Below are 18,134 nucleotides of genomic sequence, written 5' to 3' on the forward strand. Positions count from 1 at the left end.
GTCAGCGCTCAGCGTTCCCGTCGCCTTGCTTTTGACCGCATCGCCTCTTTAGCCGCCCACCGAACTCACTGAAAATTCCGGCTCTTCACCTTCAGCGTATCGATATGAAGATCATCTATGTAAATTTCCCGCGGCTTAACACCCACTGGGGGCCGCTCGCGGCTGTCCGGACTGCCCGGCGATCCGTGCGCGAACTCGTCGCCACGTCCGCTCGGCACGCGGAAAGTGTCCCGTTCGCCCAGGCTCGCCAGATCGCTGGTCAAATCGAACATCCGTTGCGCCACCAGGTGCACGACGCCCCCTTCGCGCTGGATCTTGCCGTTGATCGCCACCATCGAGGATCCGAGCACGACGCGGCGCTGTTTTTCAAAGAGGCTCGGCCAGACGACGACATTGGCGACGCCGGTCTCGTCCTCGATGGTCATGAACATCACGCCCTTGGCACTACCGGGCTTCTGCCGGACGAGGACAAGGCCGGCGGTCATCAGCCAGCGTCCATCGCGGGTCGAGGTTGCCTCGGCGCAGGTGACGATGCTTCGCCGAATGAGATCCTCTCGCAGGAAGCTGACCGGATGGGCACGCAGCGTGACACCGGTATGGCCATAGTCCTCCACGACGTTGGCGCCTTCGGTCATCTGCCGAAGCGTCACATCCGGCTCCTGCTGTTCGGCAATCACCGCCTGCTCGCGATCGGCAGCAGCCGCGAATAGTGGAAGTGGCTCGTCGCGTAAGGCCTTGATCGCCCAAAGCGCGTCGCGTCTTTCAAGTTTGAGAGAAGGTCGAAACGCATCAGCTTCGGCAAGCTTTACGAGGGAGGCCGACGACACGCCGGCGCGCCGCCACATGTCATCGATGGAAACGAAGGGCACGTCGCCACGCGCCACCGCAATTTTCGCTGCATCCTGTTCGGGTAGGCCCTTTACCAAACGCATACCGAGACGCACCGCATGGTCGTCGGTTCCCCTGATCTCTTCCAGCGTGCAATCCCAACGCGAACGATTGATGCAGACCGGCCGGATTGCAACACCGTGGGCACGCGCATCGGTGACGATCTGCGCTGGCGCATAGAACCCCATTGGCTGCGCATTGATGAGGGCCGCACAGAACACATCCGGATAGTGGCATTTGATATAGGACGAGGCGTAGGCGATCAGGGCAAACGAAGCGGCGTGGCTTTCCGGAAAGCCATAGGAGCCAAAGCCCTCGAGCTGCGAGAAGGTTTTTTCGGCAAACTCTTCCGTGTAGCCGTTTTTCACCATCCCCTGGACGAGCTTGTCCTTGAACTTGCTGACACCACCGGTGAACTTGAATGTCGCCATTGAACGCCTCAGCGCATCAGCCTCGCCGGCCGTAAAGCCGGCACAGACGATCGCGACTTTCATGGCGCTCTCTTGAAATAGCGGCACTCCCAAGGTCTTGCCGAGAACTGCCTCGAGTTCGGGCTTGGGATAGACGACCGCCTCCTTGCCCTCGCGCCGTCTCAGGTAAGGATGCACCATATCCCCTTGGATCGGCCCGGGGCGAACGATCGCCACCTGGATGACCAGGTCGTAATAGGTCTGGGGTTTCAGCCGCGGCAACATCGACATCTGCGCGCGGGACTCAATTTGGAAGGTGCCGAGCGTGTCGGCCTTGCGGATCATCGCGTAGGTCGGCGGATCTTCCGGCTCGATGGTGGCGAGATCGAGCGTTATCCCCTTGTGCTCCTGCAAAAGGGCAAAGCCCTTGGCCATGCAGGTGAGCATTCCTAAGGCAAGCACGTCCACCTTCATGAACTTGAGCGCCTCGATGTCGTCCTTGTCCCATTCGATCGTTTGCCGATCCTCCATCCGGGCCTGCTCGATCGGTACCAGTTCGTCGAGGCGGTCATTGGTCAGGACGAAGCCACCCGGATGCTGGCCCAGATGACGGGGAGCACCCATCAGCTGCTGCGCGAGCTCCAATGTCAGCCGCAATCGCCGGTCGGACATGGTCATGTTCAGCTCGTTGACCTGCTTTTCGCCGACGCCCTCCTTGCTCCAGCCCCAGACACCGGCCGACAGCGCCGTGATCATGTCTTCGGGCAAGCCGAGCACCTTGCCGACATCGCGAAGCGCACCCTTGGCGCGGTAGCGGGTGACGGTCGCGCAAAGGGCAGCCTTCTGCCGGCCGTAGGTCTTGTAGATCCACTGGATCACCTCTTCGCGTCTGGCATGTTCGAAATCGACGTCGATGTCGGGCGGCTCGTTGCGCTCGGCTGAGATAAAGCGCTCGAACAGCAGATCGTTTGCGGCCGGATCGATCGCCGTGATCCCCAGCACATAACAGACGGCGGAATTGGCAGCACTGCCTCGACCCTGGCAGAGAATATCCTGAGATCGCGCAAAGCGGACGATGCTGTAGACGGTCAGGAAATACGGCGCGTAGTCGAGTTTGCGGATCAGATCGAGTTCATGATTGAGGATCTTCACCACATCATCAGGCACCCCTTCGGGATACCGATCGCGAACGCCCTCCCAGGAAAATTTCTCCAGCGACTGCTGTGCCGTCAATCCGGGAATGATCGCTTCCTCGGGATATTGGTATGTGAGCTCGTTCATGTCGAAGCGGCAGCGATCGACAATCTCGCGAGTGCGGGCGAGTGCCTCAGGATAGCGGCTGAACAGACGGTGCATTTCCTCAGGGGGCTTCAAAAAACGATCGGCGTGCCGTTCGCGCAAGAACCCGGCCCGGTCGATGGTCGTGCGATGGCGAACGCAGGTGACGACATCCTGCAGCTGTCGCCTGCCCGGCTCGTGAAACAGCACGTCATTGGTGACGACCGGCCGGACTTTGTGCCGGATGGCCAGGGTGTTGAGCTCGTGCAGACGCAGTTGATCGTTCGGCCGCCGGCGCAGCGTCAGTGCCATATAGGCGCGGTCGCCAAATATCTCTTTCATCTTGCGCAACTGGACGGCGCATGCGTCATCGGCCTCGTCGGGGATCAGGATGGCGAGCAGTCCCTCTGCATAAAGGGCCACATCCATCAGATCGAGAACACACTTGCCTTTGCCGCCCCGCTCCTTGCCGAGCGACAGAAGCCGACAGAGCCTCGAATAGGCGGCCCGGTCCGTCGGATAAACCAGGATCGACATGCCGTCTGTCAGATCCAGCCTGCAGCCGACGACCAGCCGGACGCCGGTTTCCTTGGCCGCCTCCCAGGCGCGCACAATCCCGGCAAGGCTGTTGCGATCAACGACGCCAAGCGCTTCGATGCCGAGTGCCTGAGCCGTGGCAAACAGCTCATCGCAGCCTGACGCACCACGCAGGAAGGAAAAATGACTGGTGACCTGGAGCTCGGCGTAGCGCATCAGCCATAGATCCCGTGCAAGAACCATTTGGCCGTTCCGGTCACGGGATCCACACCGTCGCCAGAGCGGTAGACCCAGAAGCGATTGCCGTCCTCGTCCTCAACGGAATAGTAGTCCCTGACAGCCTCCATCTCGGATGAACGAACCCACCACTCGCCGAAGACCCGTTCCGGCCCATCACCGCGCTTGATGCGCCGACGTTTGCCACGCCAGGTCATCGACGCCGGTGGATGGTCGGGCGTGAGCGCAATCACCTCAATCCGTTCCGGGTGCGCCAACATGCGGCTTGGCCGGGGCCAGCGGGTTGGCCAGGCTTGACCCAGTTTTTCGGAAACCGGGGAGACGCGCCCGACATTGCGTTCGGGAACGTCGCTTTCGACCGGGGCCAGCCGGTACATGCGCTGGCCGCGATTTCCCAAACTGTCGAGCAGAGGCGTGACGTCGACGATGGTTTCTTCGATAAGCGAGGAGATGGACTGCTTTTCCTCGAATGGCTCGATCATCGTCGCGGCAAGGGACAGCTTTTCGATACCGAAACCGGGATCGATGTTTTCGATGCTGGAACAGAGAAGCTTTGTCAGACGCTGGACATCGCGCACCGGCTTAGCCGTGCCGGCACGCAGGGACTGCAATGTGTTGTCGACGCGGTAGATGATCAGATCGGCGCGACGAACGCCCTGCCCGTGCGTCTCCAACGCGGCGCAGAGGTCGATCACGAGCTTTCCGATATATTTGGCGATGGTCTCAGAGGCTCCGATAGGCTCGGAAAAGGAACGCGTCACTTCGATCAGCTCTGCGGTGCGAATGGGGTCGATCGGTTCGGCAAGGTGTCCAAGCATCTGATCGAGCCGGCGGCCGACCTCCGGCCCAAAACGCAGAGCCAAAGGCGCCCGCGGCGTTACTGAGACCTCGCCGACGGTCCGGAACCCGAGCACGGTCAGGCCGCTGACAATATCGGGCGACAGGCGAAGGCTGGAAATCGGCAGGTTGACGACGGCCTTGGCCGTCTCGCCAACCGGGACAATGATCACCTCGCGACGCGTGGCGCGCGCAATGGCGTGGGCACTGCCCCAGGTATCGGCAATGGCGCCGCGGGCCTGAAGGCCATGGCCTCTCAGAGCGTTGACAAGACCAATGAGCATCGGCAACTCACCACCGCGCAGGTGATCGGCGCCCTCGGTATCCATGACGATGCCATCGGGACTGTCCATCGCTACCACCGGCGTATATTGGCGCAGCATCCACAGCGCCAGGCGCTCGATCGCCAAGGCGTCGCCGTCCGGATCGGCATCGACCAGATGCAAGCCGGATATCATCGCCTGGGCTTTGGCAGCGGGCATGCCGATGCGGACGCCGGCCTTGAAGGCCGCAGCGTCGACCGCCGCGACGGTGCGTTTCGATCCACTGCGCGCGACGACCACGACCGGTGTTTCAGGCAAGATTCCGGGCTCGGCGCGCCTGATCCTGTCCGTCGCGAGCGTGGGGAGAAAGACTGATACGACCCGTGGCATCGCAGGCACCTATTTCAAATTCCGCGGCTTCTCCCGCTCTTGCTCTGATCAATTCCGCCAGCCACCGTGCCCGCCCGATGCCCGGCACAGGCAGCGGCTCGGAGGGCAGGACGCTGATGCGCCACCGTGTCGTGGCGGCTGTCGGCTGTCCGAAATCAGCTGCCTCCGTCGGGCGACGCCATCGTCGAAGCGCAATGCCAATCGTTCCTGAAGCCTCGGCCGCCAGCTGCAGGCGCCGCGAGGCGGTCATCGGCAGGCGTACGAGTTCGGCAACGACAGCCCCAAGCCCGCCAAAACGCAGGCCTTCTTCGAAATTCGTGAGCACGTCCTCTTCCCGGTCGGCCTCGACATAGATCACCCGATCATGATGAAGGCCTGCTTGTGCCAATGCCGGCGCGAACAGATCCGGCCGTGTCAGGCACCAGAGCACGTCGCCTTTCGTGCGCGCAACGATCCCGGCGACAAAAAGGGCGGCGGCCGCGCCATGAACCGCATCGGCCCCACCACCAGCCACTTCGTGCAGGGCACCGCAGGCCAGCCCACCACCGGGAAGCTTTGCGTCGATCTCGGCTATCCCGAACGGCAGCACCTCGCCCTTGCGCACAACTCCGCCTTCAAGCCGCCGGATGCGGTCCTGAAGCTCGGAAATGACGGGGTTCGCGGCAGTGATTGGCATCGGTTTCCAAATTCAAGAGTGCATTTGCATAGCCAGAAAAAGGCTGATATGTTCTGTTTTTGTTCTTTAAACGGCGATGAGTCAACGGGCAAGAATCGGGTGGACTGCAGGCGGCGTCACGAGACGTCTGTTGCTCAATCGATTCATCAAGCAGATTCAATTCGATGCTGAATGTGACGAAAAATATCGTGGATGAGAAAATTGAGATATGCCCGGCCTGCTGACGCTTAGGGATTTCAAGGGACCGGTGATTACCGTCGAATGCAAGCCGTGCGGGCAACAGGGCGAGCTTGATCGCAAGGCGTTGGTGAAACAGTTTGGCGCCAGCATGCGTTTTGTGGACCTGCGCCGTCGCATGGCGATGGGTTGCGAGAAGATGCATTGTTCTGACGGGCAGGATAGATGCGGGACGGGATTTCCCTGTTTGCTGGAGGCAGCCGTAGTTCTTGAGCTGCAAAAGCCCACGTGATCGGTGAAGCTCAAAGCTTGATTGCGATCCGAAAGGGTCAGAAACTTCGTCTTGACCCGCATTGGATAGGAGGACGGCAATGTGTAATCTCTACAACGTGACCACCACGCGCGACGCGGTTCTGCAATTTACAAAGGCGTTCCGGGATCGAGCCGGCTGGAATGAAGCCTCCTTCGATGTTTATCCAGGCTATCAGGCGCCGATTGTCCGCGTTGCCGAGGACGGACAGCGCGAGATTGCCCGGGCGACCTGGGGAATGCCGTCGCCGCCAGCCTATGTGAAAAACTACGATCCCGGCGTCACCAATATTCGCAATGTGAGTTCGCCGCACTGGCGGCGCTGGCTCGGCCCGACCAGCCGCTGTGTCGTGCCGTTCACCTCCTTTGCCGAACCGGATCCAGCCAGCAAAATCGAAGGCGGGCGTGTGCCGAACGCCTGGTTCGCTGGCAATGAAGATCGGCCGCTGATGTTCTTCGCAGGCTTCTGGACGCCCTGGAAAGGTGTGCGGAAGGTCCGCGATGGTGAGCAGGAATACGAACTGTTCGGCTTTCTGACCACGTCACCCAACGAGATCGTCTCGCCGATTCATCAAAAGGCCATGCCCTCCATCCTGACCACGCCTGAAGAAGTCGAGACCTGGTTGACAGCACCGTGGGATGAAGCCGGACGAGGAAGGTCTGTTGCTTTGATCACGAGCGCTCAGCACGACCGGTGCAGTCAGATGCCTGTCCACCAAATGCCGGCTTATCCTATGGGGACTGAAGTGATGGGGAAAGTGCAACCCATGCGCAAAATCATCCATGTGGACATGGACGCATTTTACGCGTCAGTCGAACAGCGAGACAACCCGGAGCTACGTGGACTACCATTAGCTGTTGGAGGATCCGCGGCACGCGGCGTTGTGGCGGCCGCAAGTTACGAGGCCCGCGTCTTCGGCGTGCATTCGGCAATGCCGTCGGTCACCGCCAAGCGCAAATGCCCGGAGCTGATCTTTGTGCCTCCGCGGTTCGACATCTACAAGGCAGTATCGCAACAGATCCGCGAGATCTTCGCTGAATATACGCCGCTGATCGAACCGCTATCGCTCGATGAGGCCTACCTCGATGTGACGGAGAATCTGAAGGGCATGGAGATCGCCACGGAGATCGCGCTGGAGATCCGCGCCAAGATCAAAGAAGTCACCGGGCTTAACGCGTCGGCCGGCATCTCCTACAACAAGTTCCTGGCGAAGATGGCAAGCGATCTGAACAAGCCGAATGGCCAGGCGGTCATCACCCCGAAGAACGGACCAGGTTTCGTCGAGGCCCTCCCCGTGAAGAAATTCCATGGCGTTGGGCCGGCCACCGCCGAGCGGATGAAACGGCATGGAATCGAGACGGGGCTTGATCTTAAGTCGAAGTCCCTCGCCTTCCTTCAGCAGCACTTTGGCAAGTCCGGTCCGTATTTCTACGGCATTGCCCGTGGGATCGACGAACGCCGGGTTAGACCTGATCGCATCCGGAAGTCCGTCGGCGCGGAAGACACCTTCGTTGAAGACATCGACAATTTCGATCTCGCCAAAGCCGAGCTGCGGCCATTGGCCGAGAAAGTCCGGCGCTACTGCGAGGCGCACGAGATCACGGGAAAGACCGTAACAGTCAAAATCAAATACTCGGATTTCAGCCAGGCGACACGGAGCCAGACAGTGTCGGGAGCCGTCTCCGACGTCGACCAGATGCTGGAGATTGCGGAATTCCTGCTTGCCTCGGTGTTCCCGTTCAAACGTCCAGTGCGGCTCCTGGGGATAACCCTGTCGTCCCTTAACACGGAAGAAAGCGGGCGAGAACCGCAGCTCGATCTGGGGCTTTGATGCAGCCGGGCCTGAAAACGAAAAAGCCTGCCGCGGGAGGAGATGCGGCAGGCTTTTCGAAAAGAACCGAACAGCGACCGGGAGGAGGAGTGCCGCTGTTCCTACAGACGTCCCTGGGAGGAGGAGTGGGCCGTCTGAAACTCGAAGCTCTGCGGGAGGAGGTGCATCGCTTCGATGAAACCAAGATACCCATTCTCTCCGCACATTAAATAGACTTTGCTGCAGTGCAGCTCTGCGGGAAATGCACGGCCTAATTCTGATGAGAGCGATCTCCAACTCCGGGCTTCGTGGCAGGCCAGGCACGGAAACGCCCGCGTCATCAGCGGGCGTAGTGTCATTCAGGATGGGCAGGAAAATGTCGCTTAGCGAGCGACCGACTGGCGGGCAACGCTTTGGATGTCGGCACGATTGATACCGAGGTCCTGCAGCTCGCGCGAGCTCATGCGGCCAAGTTCGGAAACGGTCTGACGGTACTTGCGCCAGTTGTTGAAGGAGCGTGCTACGTTCATGATGATCCCCTTTCGTGAGGTCTCTTGACGCCAGCAACCTTGCTTCGGCTCCAACGTCGTTTCGATGGTTGGGATATAAGCCCTTGCCCGGCCGTCGATAAGGCACAAGGTCTCAGGTCGGCCATGCGCTCAAAGCATGGGTCCAACCAGAAATGTGCTGAAGGGGGCTATCAGGCCCGGAACCGGTCGAAGGCAGTGAGGCGTTTGATTGGAGGATCGGCGTCTGGATAACGGTAGATTTCGGCTCTGAGATAGCGGAGTTCATCGTCAAGCGCATCTTCACCCACCTCAATCCACCAGGATTTCGGGCGGCCATCGCTTCCGTCGGACCAGCGGCAGCCTCGGACCTTGAGATGATCCTTCATATCGAACGGCTGTTCTCCGCAAAGATCCGCACACGCGACTTTTGACTTACTTCATAGAGATCGGCGAAAGCGATTGAGGCCGATCCATCCACTCCTCGAGCGAGAACCTCGAAAAGTGCGAAACAATCATCAACGGCCCGATGACCGTCATGGAAATAGCCCGCTTGCCCGATCAGGTAACCGAGCTTGGTGCCCCATATCCCCGCGACGCCCAATCGATCTCGGAGTTGGAGCACGCCCAAGCCTTGCCCATGGAGCAGCACCGGTGTTGGTGCCGGGTTGGGCACTTTAAATGCTGTCTACGGCCCAGCCCCATAGTTAATCCATTGAGATCCTCCTGCCATTCACCTGGACAACGAGATCGACTGCGTTTCTTGCGAGAGGTGTGGGCCAGTCTCGTCGACTCGAAGGACGAAGGTATCAAAATCTCTGAAAATCGAAGGCACGCGCGAATTCGAATTCCGCGAGGAGAATTTCAGCCGCAACTCCGTCGCGGTCGGAAAGAATCTTGCATTTGAACTTGTGAGATGAATGCTATCGCCCAACTGTTCGTCACTAAGTGCAGCAATAAACCGCTCGCTATCATAAGAATCGACATTGCCTCGGCGAATGGCACTTTGACATAGCATTGCGAGGTAGTGCGTCCTGCTCTTGCCAGACATCCAATGCGATAACCGTCTCAACTGATAGGAATACAGTGTCCAAACGGTGCCCGACTTAGCCGCAAAGGCACAGATATCGCGCGGAGTAACAATCAGTTGGCCGGTGCTCTCGAGATGGGAGAGAACCGTCAAGGCATTTGCATCGTCAAGGAGAATCAGCCGATCAACACCTCCCAAATCTATGTGCGGAATCTGCTCGAAGGAATAACGCCGGTCGCTTGGTTTTCCGCGAGCAACAACTAGTTCGAACCGATCAGAAGGCCCTTTAAGCTGATACACCTGCCCATGCTCAGCTTCGGCAGATTCTCGGATTTCCCAACCTTTCAGACGAGTAATGTTCTCAATTGTCTTGCAATGCCTGTTCCATCCCATCCCCTCTGAAGGCAGATGATCAACGATGATCGCGGCGTCAATTCGCCGCTTCCGCTTTGTACTTGTTGGGATCTGTTCACGCGTGAAATCCGGAAAGAACAAGCGAGCAATATCATCACTCTCTGCATCGGGCCTTCTGTCACTTTCACTCAGAAAAGCAATACCGGCAGTCGACCCAACTCCAAGCTTCCTGCATCTCTCGTAGATTTGAGCCCATGCGTCATTTGACCGATCCGGTCCTAAACCGCTTGCGCGCATAAAAATACTCTTGTCGAACGGAACGGACCATCTATTTCTTTCGGTCGTGTTGGCGCTGAGCAAGTTGACAGCATCTCGCAACTCCCCGGAAATGACATTTTGAGTAAAGCCGGAGGGGCTTCGCCGTGTAATGATGATTGTTGGGTGAGGGTAGCGCGAGAGCGCCTCGGTCTCGGCGCGTGACAGCCTGGGTGTAGCTTTTGTCCGTAATGCCAAACCCAACGGCCTTCTTTGCGCATAATGCATAGTGGCAGGTTCAATATGTCCATATGCATCGTCGAGTAAGAAACCTACAAATGATGGTCCTTCGAAACCGACCGAGTCAGCGATAAACTGTTCCGACTGGCCGGGCGGATAAACGCCGATAGAATCGATCCTTGCACTTAAGTTGGGATCCGTTGGCGGAGTGCCTTCGTCGGCAACGTAGACCAACGCGTCGAGGGACGACAAATCAAAACTCAAACTACGCGGATAAGCCGTTTCACCTCGGGAGCTCGGAAGGCGATAATTCCAACCCTCGCTTGCCTGCTCGTAGAGCCCGCGCAAATCGCGAAGTGTGTTTTCAATGATGTCTCTTAGCAGAGCCCAAGACCGGCTTTGCGTGGATCCGGGCACTGTACCCCGCACAATAACCTGTCTTCCCTCAACACGAAGGGTGACCGGCCCCAGGGCCGCCATGTCCGATAAGTCTCGCTGGGAGGCTTTTTTCCGCACCAGCGTTGCATTGACATCTTCTGTCAGGATCGCCAGGTCCCTCCATCGGTCGGCGACGTCAGGTCTGTCGCGCCTCATTTTTTCGTAAATCTTATTGGCGAGAGTGTTTCGATCGGCATGGAGGCCGAGGAATTCGGCCACCTCAAGCGCCAATAGGGGGCGTTCTAACAAAAAACGGCCATGAAGTGCTGTTTCCAGTTCTCTGCGGTTTTCGTCGCCTTGACCCACGATAGTCTTGCCGCCAAGGCCAAACGCCCAGTACGGCCACTCACCAATCTGGCTGTTGTTTCTTGGGGCATCCAGAATCTTAGTTTCCTGCGGCTGCAGAGGTGCAAAGCCGGCAACACGCCCATCTTCGTCTCGCTCTTCAACTAGCAGCGCGTTTGACATCGGATGAGAGAAGACAGGAATCAGGAATCCGGTTTTCTTTTCTATTGGATCAGCAAGGCCGACCAACTCGCATCGCTCGATCCTATCGCTCATGCGAACTGCCCCTGATCGGTCAGGAATGTATCGACCTTCTCATACAATGCGTGCGCGAATGACAATGGATCGGACCGCCCATAAGTCTTGTACGGAAGGGGAACCGCGTTGGCACATTCTTGCAAAGCCTCCTGCATGTCGGGGTCGCTGAGAAGAGCAGCGGGCGCCACGACGGCACGTAATGCTGTCTTCAACGATACTGCGGTAGAAAACTGCACCTCAATCGTGCCGCACCGATCATCGATCGCGCGCATGGATGGATCGGCAATCAGTCGCGCATATGCCCTGGACGACGCGCGCGTTATCGGAATCTTGCGTTCCGCGAGGGTGGGAAGCTGGTCGTAATAATTTCGATTTGTGTCGTAGAATGCACTAATGAGGCGCATGGGCTGCATCCCTGATGTCCCCAGCTCGAATTCTTCTAACGTCAAACCAGGTCCGAGTAGAGGCGTGTAACGGGCGAAGCCACCGCTATCAAACGGGAGAACCCGAATCGCGGAACTTAAGACTGTTGGATCGATGACAAGGCAAACTGGTGCCAAATCAATAAGGCTGCTCGGACCAGATCCGGCGGCTGGTTTGTAGGCAGGGCGGCCATAGAACATGTATAAAAGATCGGTCTTATAAACGGGGCAGCTTGTAGGACCAAGACTCCGTTCCTCTAACGCTCTCATGGAAGCAAGTGCAGTCGTACAGTGCATCAAATGGAGGTTCGGCGCCGCAGGAATCGCGCTCCGAATAAAGTCTTTTATAGCGACTGGCATGATTTCGGTTCTCGGCACAGAATTTAAGTGATCAAATTGGGATCACCGCGGAGCGCGAAAGAGCCGCGGCTGATGATGACGAAAGTAACCATCTTTTTTTGCAATCGCCACGGCGACAAGCAAATCGAATTGATAACCTACCTGGGCCTTTAGGCGAGACGTTACACGATTCACGTAGATCCAACGGCTGCCGCTCAGAACCGGAAGCAATTCTCCTTTTCTCGATTCCACCAGGCACAAATCTCGTGGGTCTGAGGAGTTCTTGAATAGGAACAGGCCGACTTGATCTCGCCGGCGATATCGGCTCGCCTTATAAAAAGGGACTGAATTGAGCCGGATATCAGAGACCTCATGCTCAAAGCCCCTCGCCTCCAGGACTTGCTTGGTCATTCTCCCCGCCATCTGCTTGAAGCGATCCAGCAAGATCGGCTCACCAATTTCTTCGAGCAAGATGTCTTCGACAGGTGCGAGCGCAGGCTGGCCGAGATCACTTGCCGTCTCCATTCGCAAGACTACATCCGCGCGGTTCAGTACCTGCCATAGCTTTTGGCCCGGGGTACTTGCGTACTCTGAAGCAAATTGTGCGGCGTCAAAGTCATCCATATCAAGACCCAATTAGACCGGGTAAAATCACCCTGCATCTAGCTTAGATAACCGGGCGAAATCACCCGGTCAAGGCGATTCCGAAAAATATTACACCTCCTGTGTTCCGCCCGACATTTTCCGCATGACGCGCGATGACTTTCTCGTCGATTCGCTGGAAGCAGACCAGGACCAGCTGTTAAGGGGCGTTAGTCGCATCAACCACGAGTCTCTCTCGCTCATTGAGGTTGTCGAAAAACTGGTCACGATTGGACCCCGCTTCGCATCGAAGGTTTTGACAATCATGGAACGTCCAAAAAGCTGGCTAAATCTTGGCTTCGTTCACGCTCGGTGCGGACGCGTTCCCCACGGGCCATCAAAGTATTTACCTTAGAGCAATACGGTAAGGCGAATCGCTTTCTAGTTCGAGGCCCAATGATCCGCTTTCTTCTTGACCGATTCCCATGCGTCGCAGTGCTGGGGGTGTACATGGCCCCGGCGCTGTCATTCGTCTTCCCTGACCCCGAACTGTTCTATCTGAAGGGTGCGGCGCTCTATTTTCTTTTTACCGTAGCCTTATTTTTCATTTTGAATCTTCCGATGCCGCTGTCGTCGAACGCTCGAGCAAAAATTCTGAACCATGGTATTGTTCACTTCACATCGCCGCAAAACCGGCAAGGAATCGTCACCACTGAAGAAAGTGGACGCAATACGGTATGGGTAAAACCAAGCTGCGGCACGGTGGCAAACTTCCCAAACTTCATATGGCCCGGCCCGGCGGCCTTTTTCTTTTCGCACGAGCCAAACGCTTTGCAGCGCTTTGTCAATTTATGCGGTCGCCATCACGTTAATAGAAGCGCTCGTGTGGTTGTGGCTGGCGAGCACATTCCCGCCAAATGCTATACTCCCATATGGGATGGAAGCATCCTCATCGTAGGTGGATACAACGGCGTGGGTACCTTCCAAGAGAGCGACGAAATATAGTGGCCTACGTACCCAGCGTTATCTGAAATTCTGCGTCTTTGCCCCGACCTGATCGATGGGCCGATAGGTATCGATGAAACGCATACTTTCGGCAAGCGGCGCAAATGGGGCGCGCGAGGCATTAAGTATTTTTCTGTTTAAGAGCCTGCCGCAAGGCGGCGGGTAGGCTACGGCACTCGGCAATCCGGGAGCCTAGCAGCCCCACCACCCACTCGTGGTGACGCTCAGGTATCGCCATTCGAGCGCCTCTGAGGCCATTGAAGACCACCTCTGCGATACCGTCGGAGCCGAGCGCGGAGGCCACCCGCTTGCAGTTCAGGATATCGGCAGTCGCCAGGATTTCGACGGTAGGAAATCTTTCGCCAGCAATCCTAATTGCCTTCCGCTCGTCTATCACGGCGCCGCGGTTCAGCGAAACCGCAAGCGAAAGCGTTGCGGCCTCGCCATCATCGAGCGTACTGACGGCATCACCGCTGATGAGGCTCTCGAATATAAGTTCACTCTCGTCGTCAAAGGGCAGGAATATCAAAAGGCCGCGCTGTACGAGGGCCTCCGCCATTGCAGCGTCGTTTCGCCCATTTAAGCGATCGAGAACTAGTTCGTCGCGAACAATGTCGCTCGCGCAAAACGTCGTGCCATAGGACCGGATGATATCCTCCGCTCTCCCTGTCGCGTTGAGGTTGATGATGACGCTGGAGTCGACGACGACGGGCACGGGGACATTACCGGAGGATGGAGGTTGCCGCATTGGCCCCGCTTTCCTCGGCGTCTATGTCGCTTAGCAAATCACGCACCTGCACCCGATCGAGATGCAGCAGTCTTGCGAGCTGGCCTTCGCTGAGAAGGCCGCGTTGTGCGGCTTGATACGCCATCAAACTCGTTTTGAGTGAAACCGGAAGGGCCGCTTCGTCCTTTAGCCGGTCGCTCTTGTCAGCATCACCAAGCACCTGCCGAGCCTGATCGTCGGTGATGTCGCCGTTGGCTTTAAACCAGTCCCACGTTCCTCTTTTGGTCAGCTGAAGCTCCTCGAGTCGACGTACAATGGCCTCCCGGGATACGTGAAAAATGTGCGCTAGGACGATGACATGGCGGCGGGTCAGGCTTGACGATCCTGCAGTCACTTCCGCAAATTTTTGTCGAACGGCCTGTGCCGGGGTTAAAAAACCGCGTGCGAATGCGTTTGCATATTTCTCTTCTCGCGAGCTCTCGAGTTCGTCGATTTCATTGACCTCGGCGTCCATCCGCGTGGATACCAAATGCCCGAGCTCATGCGCGGCCGTTTGGGTCCTACGGTCGAGAGGATGGTTGGCATTCAGGAGAATGCAGGCGCCGACACTCTCATCGAACGCAAACAGTCCGGAGATCTTTGCCGCGAGACGCCGGGAGTAGACACGTACCCCCATCTGCAGTTCGAGCAACGACACGATATCTGCGACCGGCGCCAGACCAAGGCCGAGCCAGTGGCGGAGTTCGAGGGCGTGCTGTTCTGCCTGTTGCCGAACATCGCCGGTAAGAATACGCCGCTCGGGCGGAAGGTTTCGCACATGCTCGATACCCAACAAGCTCTCCAGCTCGACCTCGGCGCGAACCAGTTGAGCCATCAGCTCGGCGGCCTCCGTGACAGCCTTTTCCTCATTTTCTCCAAGCTTGCGGAATTTTGGCGTCAACTCGACGTGGACCGCTTCCTTACGCAAAAGTCCGTTTGCGCTCGTTCCGAACAGACGAGCGAGCTGCTGCAATTCCGCGATTTTGACACGCCTTGCACCTTTCTCCATCGCCACCAGAGTCGTTCGAGCGACACCAATGGCTTCGGCGGCATCTGCCTGGGTCCTGCCAGCGCTTTCACGCGCGACACGCAGGCGCTCGCCGATTTGCTCCTGCGTCAGCTGATCGGTGACCTCGCTCATCGCGATGAGACCAGCCACTGAGCTATGAATGACTTGGGTCCGAGATACTTCATAAAGGCCTTCCATTCTATTTCATGCTGTTCTAGCAAACCGTGCAGCTCCCTTTCAGCCTCGGCGTGCGTCAGACCTAGTTCCTGTGACAAAAGCCAGGCGTGTCGGCTCACCCGTTTGCGGTTGACGAGTGAAGAGCGCAAATCGGCGAGATGATCAAGATGCAAAGCGCCAGCGATTGCGTAATGTTCCATCGCGCCGGTGATCTTGTTGAAACCCTTTGCGGCGCCATTTGCAAAATCGTGGGTATGCAGATTTTCCCAGATGTAATTTTCTTTGGGCTCATCGACGCGAGCTGCGTGAAAGCTCAGTCTCCGCAACATGCATGCCGCACAAATCCCGCAATGGCGCCGTTTCCCATTGACCGACGAATTGCGATTTTGCTGCCAGCATGAGCGCGTTTCCTGGAATTCCTTCGGATCGACGCCAAGAGCTGCGAATTCGCTAAGGGTCTGGCCTTTGGTCTTCCATAGACGCGGGAGCCTATAGGCGACCTGATGGTCCAGAATTGCGGCAACGAACCGTTCCATTTTGCCAAAGAACCGCGGATGATTTCGGTAGTCCTCGTATCCGTGACTGGTCTGAACCAATGACGGCCCTAGTGCCCCCTGCCCGCTTTCGGGCATGACGATGTCACGCGTGCCGACGAGATAGGCGGCGATGGCGCTCAGAAGCGTGAACTTGAAGCCGCGGCTTCGAACAGACGATTCCCTGATCCCACCGGGGCCGACAGTGACTTTGAACGGGATTTTGAGAAAGGGAGCTTTGCGGCTTTTGTGGTTCGGCCGATCATCCGATTTAGATCCCACGCGAACCCGGATCAGCTGGTCGGTCCGCCCACCGGCGGTGAGGAGCGCGGTGACCGCCCTTGAGTCCAGGCCATCGCTGAACGGCGTTACGGTCTTGGAGGTATCGTCGAATTCGAGGCGGCTTTGCCGGCCGATGTCCTGTCCAGCGGGCGAGCGTGATTTGTAAAACTCGATCTTCCATTTATCGCCGGTTAGAAATTTCAGAGCCGATGCCAGCGCGTCTCCGACCTCAGGTGACTGCCATTTCTCGAAGTTGGCATCTTGGACAGGCAAGCAAAGCTCGATGCTTCGGATCCACCCCAAGGCCGGTCGTCTAATCGTTTTGTCGCAGAATTCGACGGCAGCGATCAGCACCATGAGATCATAGATGCGGCTGTTCCAGTTTTTGGTCCGATAGTCGTCGAGATCCTTCATATTGAACACAATGGATTTACCGAGTTCTACTGTCTGCCACCCCTCCATATGGTGCGCGCCTGGCTCGGTGACGGCCACGCGGACTGCTGGGTACTCGCCTTGTAAGACCTTCATTGCAGCGGCACCCCTTCATCAAGACCATCGTGAACGGATGGTGCCCTCAAGACCGTCGCGGACGTATCGCCGATGATTGACAGCGCCATTCGCGAGAAGGAGCCGTTCGCGTCCATAGCATCCACCGTTTGAGCCAAGCGAACCCGAATATCGAGAGAGGCTCCGCGGCCCTCTTTAACGAGATAATGTTCTTCCGAAGAACGGGAATTCGCCGAGAGACGTTCAGTTAGGGCGGTGGCTACCGCTTCGCGAACAGCGTCCCGTCCGTTTAATCCAGCATGGACTGCCATCTGCGCGCATTCGATGGCACTCGCTGCCAAAGGCTGAATGGCCGGATCGTCTCGCAGCTGGCTCAGCTGCCCCTGAACAAGATCGGGGAGCCTGCTGAAAAGATCATTGCCATCGACGATGCTCATGAACTGCCGCATTGCGGGCGCAAGTTCGATAGTTGCGTCGCGCAACAGGGCCGCCTCGGCTGCCTCGCAGAGCTGTGTAATTGCGAATGCGGGCTTGGACGCCCATTCAGCGAGCTTCCTGTATCTCGGACGCAAAGGCAGACTTTTATGCGGACCATCGCTCATTCGAATCTCCTAATGTCAGATATCTTGATAAAATTTATCTGACATGTCAATATACATCTGTCGGTCGCCAGATTCGAATGTCACAACTGAACGAATGGAGAGTGTGGAATGGATAAGTACCGAAATTTCGCGCAGCTCCGCGTAGAGGAGGAATCGGGTGCATTCGCTCTCGACTTAAGTGATCGGGGCACAGCAGCAGTGATCATCGCTCCTCACGGCGGCAAAATCGAACCCGGGACGTCGGAACTGGCGCGAGCGGTCGCAGGAACCACATACAGTGTCTACGTATTCGAGGGCCTGAAGGCGAACGACAACCGCCATCTGCATCTCACATCGACAAATTTCGACGAGCCCCATGGCGACATGCTGGTGAAGAGCAGTCAGTTCGCAATCGCTTTCCACGGCTGCGTCGGCGCGGACGAGGTGATCTACGTTGGGGGGCTCCACGACGAATTGATCGATCTATTGCGGGAAAATCTGCTGGAGCGCGGGTTCACCGTCGCTCGTCATGCGAACGCAGATCTCCAAGGAACGAGTGCGGCAAATATTTGTAACCGAGGCCGTTCTGGAAGCGGGGTGCAATTTGAAATCACCCGCAGCTTACGCGACCGCCTTTTAGATAAAAAGCTGGGTAGTAAGCGACCCTCCATGGGTGACCTTGTTGATGCTGTGAGGAATGCTATCAACTTTCACGAGAATCGCACAAGCTTACTTTGATTGAAAATTTCCAG

At 57.5% G+C, this 18,134-nt stretch carries 15 protein-coding genes and 2 pseudogenes; 5 read left to right on the forward strand and 12 right to left on the reverse strand.

The annotated features are described in order from the left end of the window. Positions 1 to 65 precede the first annotated feature (65 nt). The 3 genes from ASC96_RS04755 to ASC96_RS04765 are packed head-to-tail and all read right to left on the reverse strand — an operon-like array spanning position 66 to position 5,516. Positions 66 to 3,329 carry an error-prone DNA polymerase gene (locus ASC96_RS04755; protein WP_060502059.1) on the reverse strand — a complete coding sequence of 1,088 codons (3,264 nt, stop codon included), beginning with the start codon at positions 3,327 to 3,329 and terminating at the stop codon, positions 66 to 68. Next, positions 3,329 to 4,840, reverse strand: coding sequence for a DNA polymerase Y family protein (locus tag ASC96_RS04760; protein ID WP_082511943.1), 1,512 nt, complete (start codon positions 4,838 to 4,840; stop codon positions 3,329 to 3,331). Before ASC96_RS04760 ends, ASC96_RS04755 begins: the two co-directional genes overlap by 1 nt. Further along, positions 4,761 to 5,516 (reverse strand): ImuA family protein, encoded by a 756-nt coding sequence (locus ASC96_RS04765; protein ID WP_060501915.1) that lies wholly within the window; start codon positions 5,514 to 5,516, stop codon positions 4,761 to 4,763. Before ASC96_RS04765 ends, ASC96_RS04760 begins: the two co-directional genes overlap by 80 nt. 208 nt (positions 5,517 to 5,724) lie before the next feature. Here ASC96_RS04765 and ASC96_RS33500 point away from each other — a divergent pair, with 208 nt between their 5' ends. From ASC96_RS33500 to dinB, 3 genes and pseudogenes are all read left to right on the forward strand, one after another. After that, positions 5,725 to 5,985, forward strand: a complete 261-nt coding sequence (locus ASC96_RS33500; RefSeq protein ID WP_060501917.1) for a hypothetical protein — start codon at positions 5,725 to 5,727, stop codon at positions 5,983 to 5,985. A 79-nt stretch (positions 5,986 to 6,064) separates the two neighbouring features. Next, positions 6,065 to 6,706, forward strand: a pseudogene (locus ASC96_RS33690) (SOS response-associated peptidase); the annotation flags it as partial. Between the two features lie 45 nt (positions 6,707 to 6,751). Then, positions 6,752 to 7,834, forward strand: a complete 1,083-nt coding sequence (gene dinB / locus ASC96_RS33695; protein WP_060502060.1) for a DNA polymerase IV — start codon at positions 6,752 to 6,754, stop codon at positions 7,832 to 7,834. A gap of 362 nt (positions 7,835 to 8,196) precedes the next feature. Here dinB and ASC96_RS31540 read toward each other — a convergent pair whose 3' ends face one another. From ASC96_RS31540 to ASC96_RS04800, 5 genes and pseudogenes are all read right to left on the reverse strand, one after another. Continuing rightward, entirely contained in the window at positions 8,197 to 8,343 is a 147-nt protein-coding gene (locus ASC96_RS31540; RefSeq protein WP_082511945.1) for a DUF1127 domain-containing protein, read from the reverse strand. 170 nt (positions 8,344 to 8,513) lie between these two features. After that, positions 8,514 to 8,958, reverse strand: a pseudogene (locus tag ASC96_RS04785) (3'-5' exonuclease); the annotation flags it as partial. A 94-nt stretch (positions 8,959 to 9,052) separates the two neighbouring features. After that, the gene (locus tag ASC96_RS04790) at positions 9,053 to 11,197 is read right to left on the reverse strand and encodes a hypothetical protein (RefSeq protein ID WP_060501921.1); all 2,145 of its coding nucleotides are present in this window, start codon (positions 11,195 to 11,197) and stop codon (positions 9,053 to 9,055) included. Next, positions 11,194 to 11,802: a hypothetical protein gene (locus tag ASC96_RS04795; RefSeq protein ID WP_156397391.1), complete on the reverse strand. Its 609-nt coding sequence runs from the start codon at positions 11,800 to 11,802 to the stop codon at positions 11,194 to 11,196. The genes ASC96_RS04790 and ASC96_RS04795 overlap by 4 nt, the downstream gene beginning before the upstream one ends. A gap of 201 nt (positions 11,803 to 12,003) precedes the next feature. After that, a complete protein-coding gene (locus tag ASC96_RS04800) occupies positions 12,004 to 12,564 on the reverse strand; it encodes a hypothetical protein (RefSeq protein ID WP_060501923.1) in 561 nt (186 codons plus the stop codon). Positions 12,565 to 13,032: 468 nt separating this feature from the next. Between ASC96_RS04800 and ASC96_RS04805 the strand changes: the two genes are divergently transcribed. Next, entirely contained in the window at positions 13,033 to 13,527 is a 495-nt protein-coding gene (locus ASC96_RS04805; RefSeq protein WP_156397393.1) for a hypothetical protein, read from the forward strand. A gap of 121 nt (positions 13,528 to 13,648) precedes the next feature. Here the strand turns inward: ASC96_RS04805 and ASC96_RS04810 are convergent, their stop codons facing one another. From ASC96_RS04810 to ASC96_RS04825, 4 genes are read right to left on the reverse strand one after another with little or no spacing between them, the layout of a single operon-like run. Beyond that, complete coding sequence (locus ASC96_RS04810) at positions 13,649 to 14,242, reverse strand: hypothetical protein (RefSeq protein ID WP_244481871.1); 594 nt, start codon at positions 14,240 to 14,242, stop codon at positions 13,649 to 13,651. Between the two features lie 7 nt (positions 14,243 to 14,249). Continuing rightward, positions 14,250 to 15,434, reverse strand: a complete 1,185-nt coding sequence (locus ASC96_RS04815) for an XRE family transcriptional regulator (protein ID WP_060502061.1) — start codon at positions 15,432 to 15,434, stop codon at positions 14,250 to 14,252. Beyond that, a complete protein-coding gene (locus ASC96_RS04820) occupies positions 15,431 to 16,822 on the reverse strand; it encodes a 7-cyano-7-deazaguanine synthase (protein WP_060501926.1) in 1,392 nt (463 codons plus the stop codon). The genes ASC96_RS04815 and ASC96_RS04820 overlap by 4 nt, the downstream gene beginning before the upstream one ends. Further along, positions 16,819 to 17,403 (reverse strand): hypothetical protein, encoded by a 585-nt coding sequence (locus ASC96_RS04825; protein WP_060501927.1) that lies wholly within the window; start codon positions 17,401 to 17,403, stop codon positions 16,819 to 16,821. Before ASC96_RS04825 ends, ASC96_RS04820 begins: the two co-directional genes overlap by 4 nt. A gap of 108 nt (positions 17,404 to 17,511) precedes the next feature. Here ASC96_RS04825 and ASC96_RS04830 point away from each other — a divergent pair, with 108 nt between their 5' ends. Further along, positions 17,512 to 18,120, forward strand: coding sequence for a poly-gamma-glutamate hydrolase family protein (locus ASC96_RS04830; protein WP_060501928.1), 609 nt, complete (start codon positions 17,512 to 17,514; stop codon positions 18,118 to 18,120). Positions 18,121 to 18,134 lie beyond the last annotated feature (14 nt).

The organism is Rhizobium sp. Root1204, from assembly GCF_001424965.1.
Lineage (GTDB): Bacteria > Pseudomonadota > Alphaproteobacteria > Rhizobiales > Rhizobiaceae > Pararhizobium.

Coding starts and splice junctions, on each gene's coding strand:
- ASC96_RS04805 (WP_156397393.1), top strand. CDS start 13,033: ATGGCCCCGGCGCTGTCATTCGTCTTCCCTGACCCCGAACTGTTCTAT.
- ASC96_RS04760 (WP_082511943.1), bottom strand. CDS start 4,840: ATGCCACGGGTCGTATCAGTCTTTCTCCCCACGCTCGCGACGGACAGG.
- ASC96_RS04790 (WP_060501921.1), bottom strand. CDS start 11,197: ATGAGCGATAGGATCGAGCGATGCGAGTTGGTCGGCCTTGCTGATCCA.
- ASC96_RS04830 (WP_060501928.1), top strand. CDS start 17,512: ATGGATAAGTACCGAAATTTCGCGCAGCTCCGCGTAGAGGAGGAATCG.
- ASC96_RS33500 (WP_060501917.1), top strand. CDS start 5,725: ATGCCCGGCCTGCTGACGCTTAGGGATTTCAAGGGACCGGTGATTACC.
- ASC96_RS31540 (WP_082511945.1), bottom strand. CDS start 8,343: ATGAACGTAGCACGCTCCTTCAACAACTGGCGCAAGTACCGTCAGACC.
- ASC96_RS04755 (WP_060502059.1), bottom strand. CDS start 3,329: ATGCGCTACGCCGAGCTCCAGGTCACCAGTCATTTTTCCTTCCTGCGT.
- ASC96_RS04795 (WP_156397391.1), bottom strand. CDS start 11,802: ATGTTCTATGGCCGCCCTGCCTACAAACCAGCCGCCGGATCTGGTCCG.
- ASC96_RS04800 (WP_060501923.1), bottom strand. CDS start 12,564: ATGGATGACTTTGACGCCGCACAATTTGCTTCAGAGTACGCAAGTACC.
- dinB (WP_060502060.1), top strand. CDS start 6,752: ATGGGGAAAGTGCAACCCATGCGCAAAATCATCCATGTGGACATGGAC.
- ASC96_RS04820 (WP_060501926.1), bottom strand. CDS start 16,822: ATGAAGGTCTTACAAGGCGAGTACCCAGCAGTCCGCGTGGCCGTCACC.
- ASC96_RS04825 (WP_060501927.1), bottom strand. CDS start 17,403: ATGAGCGATGGTCCGCATAAAAGTCTGCCTTTGCGTCCGAGATACAGG.
- ASC96_RS04765 (WP_060501915.1), bottom strand. CDS start 5,516: ATGCCAATCACTGCCGCGAACCCCGTCATTTCCGAGCTTCAGGACCGC.
- ASC96_RS04815 (WP_060502061.1), bottom strand. CDS start 15,434: ATGAGCGAGGTCACCGATCAGCTGACGCAGGAGCAAATCGGCGAGCGC.